This is a genomic window from Micromonospora sp. NPDC005161 (assembly GCF_053599855.1).
In genome coordinates this window covers 1-8925 of the sequence record NZ_JBSFYQ010000092.1, presented here as the reverse complement: position 1 = coordinate 8925, position 8925 = coordinate 1, and the positions used below count along the sequence as shown (strand labels likewise).

Below are 8925 nucleotides of genomic sequence, written 5' to 3'. Positions count from 1 at the left end.
CCCAGGCCAGCACCACGGCGGGGGGTGACCTGCTCTTCACCACCCACGGCTTCACCCTGCGGCCGTACTACATCGGCGACGCCCAGGCCGCCTCGTCGTACTTCCGGCGGGTCGAGCCGACGATCGTGTTCGGGTCGGTCGACACCGGCGTACCGAACCACAAGCGCAACGACGGCCTGCCGAACTACGACGTACCCGTGCAGGGAATCACCTCACCCGGCACCGACGGCCCGACCTTCCTCGACCTGGTCTGGGATCAGGCGCCCTTCAAGAACCACGGCCAGTTCGTGTCGACCGTCAACCACGTCGCGCAGGCGTTCGTCGAGGCGGGACTGCTCAGCCAGGAGGAGAGGTCGACCGTCGTGACGACCGCCGCCCGATCGAACAAGGAGCTCGCTCCGTAGGCGTCGCCTGCTGCCGTCCTCCGCGTGCTGGACGGCCGTGGCCCGGTCGAGTCGACCGGGCCACGGCCGTTCGGTGGCTTTCCCTGCCGCCGTCGAGCGAGGGCATTCGGTCGAGGTTTCGAGAGGTTTTCGGGACGGGTGTCCCTGCCTGTGACAGGGCGGCGAGCTCCCCGTGTAGTGTTCCGCCCAGGTAGGGGTTCCGCGCGTGCTGCGGGGGCCGCACCCGCGCCGCAACATCTCCGAAAAGGTTTTAGGATGTGCTTCCGCTGGCTGATCGACAAGACACCCGGCGACGGCCTCACCGACGCGCAGCGCACCTGTGTCGGTCGCTGAGAGGGAGCATCGCATGACCACCGAGCCCGAGATCCCCGCCTACCGCCCGCCCACGCTCACCGATGTGGCCAAGCTCGCCGGGGTGTCGGTCGCCACCGCGTCCAAGGCCATCAACGGTCGCGGCGAGGTGCGGTCGTCCACGAGAGTCCGGGTGCTCGAGGCGGCGGAGCTGCTGTCCTTCGCGCCGAACGCCCTGGCCCGCGGGTTGCTCAGTGGCCGGACCGGCACCGTCGGCCTGCTGACGAGCGACCTGGAGGGGCGCTTCTCGATCCCCATCCTGATGGGCGCCGAGGACGCGTCGGGGGCCGGCCAGGTCTCGGTCTTCCTGTGCGACGCGCGTGGCGACGCGATCCGGGAGAAGCATCACGTGCAGGCGCTGCTGTCCCGGCGGGTGGACGGCCTGATCGTCGTGGGCTCCCGCACCGACCCCCGCCCGCCGCTGGCCGGCACCATCCCCGTGCCGGTCGTCTACGTCTACGCACCCTCCGCCGATCCGGCGGACATCTCGATCACGGTCGACAACGTGGGTGGTGGGCGGCTCGCCATCGAGCATCTGCTGGCGTGCGGCCGGCGCTCCATCGCCCACATCACCGGGGAGGCCGGGTTCCAGGCGGCGAGGGACCGTGCCGAGGGCGCGGCCGCCGCCCTCGCCGACGCCGGCCTGGGAATGGTCGGCGACCGGCCCTACTTCGGGTCGTGGGACGAGTCCTGGGGCAGAGCCGCCGCACACATGGTCGTCGAGCAACACCCCGAGGTCGACGCGATCTTCTGCGGCAGCGACCAGATCGCACGTGGTGTCCTGGAGACGCTGCGTGACTTCGGACGTGACGTGCCGCGCAGCATCTCGGTCATCGGGTTCGACAACTGGGAGGCTGTCGCCGCCGACTCCCGTCCGCGGCTGACCAGCATCGACATGAACCTGAAGCACCTCGGCGAGGTGGCCGGCCAGCGGCTCTTCGCGGCGATCGACGGTGCCGCGCCCAGTTCGGAGGAGTTCCCCGGCCGCGTGGTGATGCGCGAGTCGACCCTGCCCGTCGGCTGAGTCCGGCGGCCGTGCTGTACGCCCGCGCGGCCGTGGGGTTCAGTGGTGCAGCACCGGGCCGGTCGACTCGCGGACCACGAGGCGGCCGGGCTGCCGGATGACCCCGGAGCCGGCGTTGCCGTCCATCGCGGCGAAGAGATGGTTGACCGCGGCGGCCCCGAGCTGTTCGAGGTTGAGGTCCACGGTGGTCAGGGGCGGTCGGCAGTCGGCCGCGAAGAACTCCCAGTTGTCGTATCCGACGATCGCCACGTCGTCGGGGATCCGCCGACCGAGGTCGCGCAGGGTGTCGGCGGCGCCGGCGGCGACCTGGTCGTTGCCGCAGAAGATCGCGTCCACGTCCGGCCGGGCGGCCAGCAGCAACCGGGCGGCGTGCCGGCCCCATCGTTGCGACCACTCGCCGTAGAGCGGGTCGCCGGCCGGGGTGAGCCCGGCCTCGGCGAGCACCGTTCGTAGTCCGGTGGCGCGATCACGGGCCGCTCGGTAGGTGTCCGGCCCGGTGATGTGTCCGATCCTGCGGCGGCCGTGCGACACCAGGTGTTCGGCGGCGAGCCGGGCGCCACCCTCGTCGTCGGCGACGATCGACAGGTCGTTCGGATCGGTCGACTCGGCGTAGGCGTAGACCACCGGGACCGGGATGTCCTGTGTCAACGACGAGCGCAGGTCGTTGCTGTCGCCGACCACGATGAACCCGTCGACCTGGCGGGCGAGCAGGGTGCGGATGTAGTGCTGCCGTCGGATCGCGTCGCCACGGGCGTCGCAGAGCAGCACGGACATCTGTCCGTTGCCGAGGGCGTTCTCGGCGCCGAGCAGGATGGGTATGGCGAACCGGCCACCGAGTTCGTCGGTGAGCAGCCCGACGGTGCGGGTGCGCCCGGAGATCAGACCGCGGGCCAGCACGTTCGGCTGGAACGACAGCTCGGCGGCGGCCCGCAGGACCCGTTCCCGGGTTTCCGGCGCGACCTCGGCGCGGCTGTTGAGTGCCTTGGACGCGGTGGCCACGGAGGTGCCGGCGCGGTTCGCCACGTCGCTCAACGTCACTGACTGGGATCGTCGTCGGCCCACCGAAAGCCTTTCGCAAACATTTCAGGGGTGAATGGCGGGTGCCTGCTGCCCGTGCTCCCCGCAAGCGTAGTGCGCACGCTGGCTCCGGGGAAGGTGGCGAAGCTGTCGAGGGCGGTAGATCGTCACGCCCGCGACGACGAGCCGAAACGGTTTTCGGAGCGGATGCGACCACAGGTTGTTTCGCTCTGGTGAACCCATTGACACGGCCGTGATCCACCCGGAACCATCAGCGACAGTCCACTGCTCCTGCGTCGTCGTCGTGAGTTCTCATGACAACGATGTCAGGCGGCTCCGAGGAATCCACCACGATGGACCGCAGCCACGGTCCACTCTGCCCAGACGTTCGACGTACTCGACCCGGTTCGAGGCGAAAGGCCCTGCCCCTATGTCGCAACCCCCCATCGCGCGCCTCCTGTCCCCCCGACTGATCGCCGCGACAACCGCGGTCCTGCTGCCGGTGGGCCTGCTCGTCGGCGCGCCCCTGGCCAGCGCCGCGCCGACCACCGCGCCGCCCGGCACCTTCAGCTCCTCGTTCGAGTCGGCCGACCCGCAACCCTCCGCGAGCACCGTCGAGGTCGACCAGAGTGGAAAACCGGTCCAGGCGAACCTGAGCGGATCGAGCCGCAGGGTACTGCCCGGCAGCCTGCTCGGTCAGGTCCAGGCGGTGACCGCGAGCGCCGAGAACCCGCCGAACGAGACCGCCGCGAAGCTCACCGACGGCGATCCGTCGACCAAGTGGCTGGCGCGCAACCGGACCGGCTGGGTGACCTACCAGCTGACCAAGCCGACGGCCGTGGTGCGGTACGCGCTGACCTCCGGGGACGACGCTCCGACCCGTGACCCCAGGGACTTCACCGTGCAGGGGTCCACCGACGGCAGCACCTGGGTCGACCTGAACAGGCAGACCGAGCAGAGCTTCCCTCGGCGGTTCGCCACGAAGACCTACAGCCTCACCAACACGACCGCCTACGGCTACTACCGGCTGAACATCACCGCGAACTCCGGTGACCCCCTCGTGCAGCTCGCCGGCTGGGACATCAGCGACGGCTCCAACGTCCGACCGCCGGCCGCTCCCATGGTCAGCGTCGTCGGCACCGGTCCGTCCGGCGGCTACACCACGAAGCCGGGGGCCGGCTTCACCGGACTGACTTCGCTCCGGTACGCGGGCGGCGCCGAGGACGATGGCCGTTCGTACGCGACCAACCGGCTGTTCGACGTCAACATCCCGGTCGGGCCGAAGACCCGGCTCTCCTACAAGATCTTCCCGGAGTACACCGGCGAGGACCCGCAGTATCCGTCCACCTTCGCGGCAGTCGACCTGCACTTCACCGACGGCAGCTACCTGAGCGGCCTCTCGCCCGTCGACCAGCACGGCTACGCGCTCACCCCGGACGGGCAGGGTGCGTCGAAGGTGCTCTACGCCGACCAGTGGAACGCGGTGCAGGCCGACATCGGCGCGGTCGCACGCGGCAGGACGATCGACCGCATCCTGCTCGCCTACGACAACCCGCAGGCGACGGCGGACACCCGGTTCCAGGGCTGGCTCGACGACGTCGCGGTGACCGCCTCGCCGGCGTCCATCGACGGTTCGCGGCTCACCAACTACGTCGACACCCGGCGCGGGACCAACTCGACCGGTGGGTTCTCGCGCGGCAACAACCTGCCGATCACCTCGGTGCCGAACGGCTTCAACTTCTTCACCCCGGTGACCGACGCGACGTCCGACTCGTGGGAGTACCAGTACCACCGGGTCAACAACGCCGCCAACCTGCCCACCCTGCAGGGCCTCGCGATCTCGCACGAGCCGAGCCCGTGGATGGGTGACCGCAACCAGATGTCGGTCATGCCGGTGGCGGGCGACGGCCCCCTCACCGGGCCGCCCAGCAGCCGGGCGCTCGCCTTCAACCACGACGACGAGACGGCCCAGCCGGACCTCTACCGGGTCGCGCTGCAGAACGGCCTCACCGCCGAGATGTCGCCCACCGACCATGCCGGGATCATGCGGTTCACCTTCCCGTCCGGGCCGGCGACCGGAAGCCTGGTCTTCTACAACGGCACGTTCACCATCGGCGCCGACGGCACGTTCACCGGCTGGGTCGACAACGGAAGTGGCCTGTCGGCCGGTCGTAGCCGGATGTTCGTGTCCGGCACGTTCGACCGGGCGCCCACGGCGTCCTCCGCGACGGCCGCCACCTTCGACATCTCCGCGAACCGCCAGGTGACGATGCGCATCGCGACCTCGTTCCTATCGGTCGACCAGGCGCACCGGAACCTCGACCTGGAGGTCACCGGGAAGAGCTTCGACCAGGTCCGCGCCGCCGCCACCGCCGCGTGGAAAGACCGGCTCGGCCGGGTCGAGGTGCGGGGGGCGGCCGAGACGCAGCTGGTGACGATGTACTCGAACCTGTACCGGCTGAACCTGTACCCGAACTCGCAGTCGGAGAACACCGGCAGCGCCGCCGCGCCGCGCTGGCAGTACGCGAGCCCGGTGTCGGCGCCGACCGGCACGTCGTCCGCCACCCACACCGGCGCGAAGATCGTGGACGGCCAGATCTACGTCAACAACGGCTTCTGGGACACCTACCGCACCGTGTGGCCCGCCTACGCGCTGCTGTACCCGGACGTCGCGGCCAGGATCTCCGACGGGTTCGTCCAGCACTACCGCGACGGCGGCTGGATCGCCCGCTGGTCGTCTCCGGGTTACGCCGACCTGATGACCGGCACCAGCGCGAACGTGGCACTGGCCCAGGCGTACCTCACCGGCGTCAAGCTGCCCGACCCGCTCGCGGCGTACGACGCGGCGGTCAAGGACGCGACCGTCGCCTCCGGGCGCAGCGCGGTGGGCCGCAAGGGCATCGAGACCTCGCTGTTCCTCGGCTACACGCCGACGTCCACCGGAGAGTCGGTGTCGTGGGCGCTGGAAGGCTTCATCAACGACTACGGCATCGGCAACATGGGCGCGGCCCTGGCCAAGGACCCGGCCACGCCGAAGTCGGAGCGCCAGCGGCTCAAGGACGAGTCACGGTACTTCCTGGAGCGCGCCCGCAACTACGTCCACCTCTTCGACCCGAAGACGAAGCTCTTCCAGGGCCGGGACGCGTCCGGCAACTTCCTCGCCGGTGACCCGCTGGACTGGGGCGGCGTCTACACCGAGACCAACGGGTGGAACTTCGCGTTCACCGCCCAGCAGGACGGCCAGGGACTGGCCAACCTGCACGGCGGGCAGAAGGCGCTGCGCGACAAGCTCGACCAGTTCTTCGCCACCCCGGAGAACGCCGACCGACCCGGCGGGTACGGCGGCACGATCCACGAGATGCTCGAGGCGCGCGCGGTGCGGATGGGACAGCTCGGCATGAGCAACCAGCCGTCGCACCACATCCCGTACATGTACAACTTCGCCGGCGCGCCGGCGAAGACGCAGGCGGCGGTACGGGAGATCCTGCAGCGCCTCTACGTCGGCAGCGAGATCGGCCAGGGCTACCTGGGCGACGAGGACAACGGCGAGATGTCGTCCTGGTACATCCTCAGCTCGCTGGGCATCTACCCGCTGCAGGCCGGATCGTCCCACTGGGCCATCGGCTCGCCGCAGTTCACAAAGATGACCGTCCACCGCACGAGCGGCGACATCGTCGTCAACGCGCCGGACAACAGCACCAAGAACGTCTACGTGCAGGGCGTCACGGTCAACGGGAAGAAGCAGCGCGAGCTGTCCGTCGACGTGAGCGCGTTCGCCAAGGGCGGCACGATCGACTTCCAGATGGGCCCCAAGCCGTCGTCCTGGGGCAGCGGCAAGAACGACGCGCCGCCGTCGCTGACCAGGGGCGACAAGGCGCCCAAGCCGCTGCAGGACGTCACCGGCCCCGGTCTCGGCACCGCCAACGCGACGGGCGGCCAGGGCGCGTCGAAGCTGTTCGACGACTCGTCGACCACGCAGCTGACGTTCACCACCGCGACGCCGCAGGTCAGCTGGGCCTCCCGTGGCGCCAGGCAGAAGCCGAGCCACTACACCCTCACCTCCGGTGCCAGTGCGGGCGATCCGGCGGACTGGCGGTTGCAGGGCTCCAATGACGGCATCACCTGGAGCACCGTCGACTCCCGCAAGGGCGAGGCGTTCCGGTGGCGCAACCAGACCCGTCCGTTCACCATCGACAGGCCGGGACGGTACGCCCAGTTCCGTCTCGTCGTCAGCAGGACCGCCGGCGCCGCGCAGGCCAACCTCGCCGAGATCGAGTTGCTCGCCGGAGGCGACTTCGAGATTGGTGGCGGCGACATCACGGTGACCGCCGCGGGCAGCGTGCACGCGACGTCCGGCGCACCCGTCTCGGTGCCACTGGCCTCCGTCACCGGGGGTACCGCCAGCGGCTACCGGGCCACGATCGACTGGGGTGACGGCTCACCGACCACCGAGGGCACCCTGACGTTGAGCTCGCGGGCCGTCTACAGCGTCAGCGGCTCGCACACGTACGCCACGCCGGGTCACCACCAGGCGAGCGTCACGGTGACCGACGGCACCGGCCAGGGCTCGGTCACGGTCGGCGTCGACGTGGCCTACGCGCCGAGCTCCGGCCTCACCGCGGCGTTCGACACCGTCTGCATCGGTGACGAGGGCGCCCTCGCGGCGAACTGCGACGCCAAGTCGTGGGCGTACTCGCGGGCCGCCCTGACGGCGGCCGGCGTGACCCAGGGCCAGCGGCACCAGGTGCCCGGAACGGACCTGCAGTTCACCTTGCCGGTGGTCCCGGCGGGGCAGCCGGACAACACCACCGGCAACGGCAGGACGGTCGTTCTCGACCTGCCGACCGACGCCCGGAGCATCTCGTTCATCGGCGCCGGCACGCAGGGCAATCAGAACAGCACCGGCACGGCGACGTTCAGCGACGGCAGCACGGCCAGCATCCCGATCCAGATGAGTGACTGGACGCTGGGCGGCAACGCCAACGGCACTCCGTCGTACGGCAACATCGTCGTCGCCAAGGCCGCGTACCGGTTGAGCGGCACGAGCCGGGACGGCGCGCAGCCGTTCCTGTTCGCCACCGCGCCGTACCAGATCCCGGCGGGCAAGACGCTCGTCTCGGTGACCCTGCCGACGCAGACCGGCGACCCCGGCTCGGCGGGCCGGATCCACGTGTTCGCCGTCGCGAACGACGGCACTCCGGCCGCCGCGCTGGTGACCACCGCCCCGAGCGACCAGACGGCCGACGCCGGGCAGGTCCTCGCGGCCACGCTCGGCTCGGTGAGCGGCGGCGTTCCCGGCACGACGGGCTTCCACGCCCGGGTGCAGTGGGGCGACGGCACGGTTCCGGACGACGTCACGGTCGGCCCGGACGGCGCGCTGAGCGGACGGCACACCTATGCGCAGGAGGGCACCTACACGGTGCACGTCACCGCGTGGGACACGTCGTCGAGCAGCACCGCGACCTTCACGGTGACCGTGGCGGGGGGCGGACTCCAGCCGGCGATCGCGGTGTCGACGTCGGCCACCGTGACAACCGGTGACGCGGTCACCGTCAACGGCAGCGGGTTCGCGGCCGGTGAGCAGGTGACCGTGACTCTCGGCACCAGTCCGGCGCGGACCGTCAAGGTCGCGGCGTCCGCGGCGGGAGCGGTACGCGCCTCCGTCGCGACGTCCGGTGACGCCGAGCCCGGCCGGTACTCCGTCACCGCCACCGGCGCGTCCTCCCGGACGCCGGCGACGGCCACCGTCCAGGTGACCGGTCAGCAGGAGAAGCCGACCTACGATCCGCAGGCGGCGCTGACGACCACCGCCGGACCGCACGGTACGTCGATCACGGTCGACGGCGCCGGGTTCGCTCCGAACGAGGCGGTCACGGTCAGCTTCGGTGACGGCCTCGCGGTCAGCACCGTGCGCGCGAATGGTGACGGTGTCATCGCCGGTGCGACGGTCAGCGTCCCCGGGGCGGCGAAGGCCGGCTCGACCGTGATCACGCTGGCGGGGGCCGAGTCGGTGACGCGGGTCGCGCTGCCCTTCACCGTCACGAACTGAGTCGGCGGTAGCGGTAGCGCGCGGGGCGGGCCCGGGGGCGTTCGCCGGTAATGGTCTGGTGTTCGCGGTGGTGTTCGTGA

The 8925-nt window shown here is 70.6% G+C and carries 3 protein-coding genes and 1 pseudogene; 3 read left to right on the top strand and 1 reads right to left on the bottom strand.

The window, feature by feature from the left end:
- Positions 1-404 (top strand): annotated as a pseudogene (locus ACWD5O_RS36505) (beta-L-arabinofuranosidase domain-containing protein); the annotation flags it as partial.
- Between the two features lie 346 nt (positions 405-750).
- Complete coding sequence (locus tag ACWD5O_RS36500; protein ID WP_354966751.1) at positions 751-1779, top strand: LacI family DNA-binding transcriptional regulator; 1029 nt, start codon at positions 751-753, stop codon at positions 1777-1779.
- Positions 1780-1818: 39 nt separating this feature from the next.
- Here ACWD5O_RS36500 and ACWD5O_RS36495 read toward each other — a convergent pair whose 3' ends face one another.
- Complete coding sequence (locus ACWD5O_RS36495) at positions 1819-2841, bottom strand: LacI family DNA-binding transcriptional regulator (RefSeq protein WP_354966750.1); 1023 nt, start codon at positions 2839-2841, stop codon at positions 1819-1821.
- A 385-nt stretch (positions 2842-3226) separates the two neighbouring features.
- Here ACWD5O_RS36495 and ACWD5O_RS36490 point away from each other — a divergent pair, with 385 nt between their 5' ends.
- Entirely contained in the window at positions 3227-8845 is a 5619-nt protein-coding gene (locus ACWD5O_RS36490; RefSeq protein ID WP_450088104.1) for a GH92 family glycosyl hydrolase, read from the top strand.
- The last annotated feature ends 80 nt before the right edge of the window (positions 8846-8925 follow it).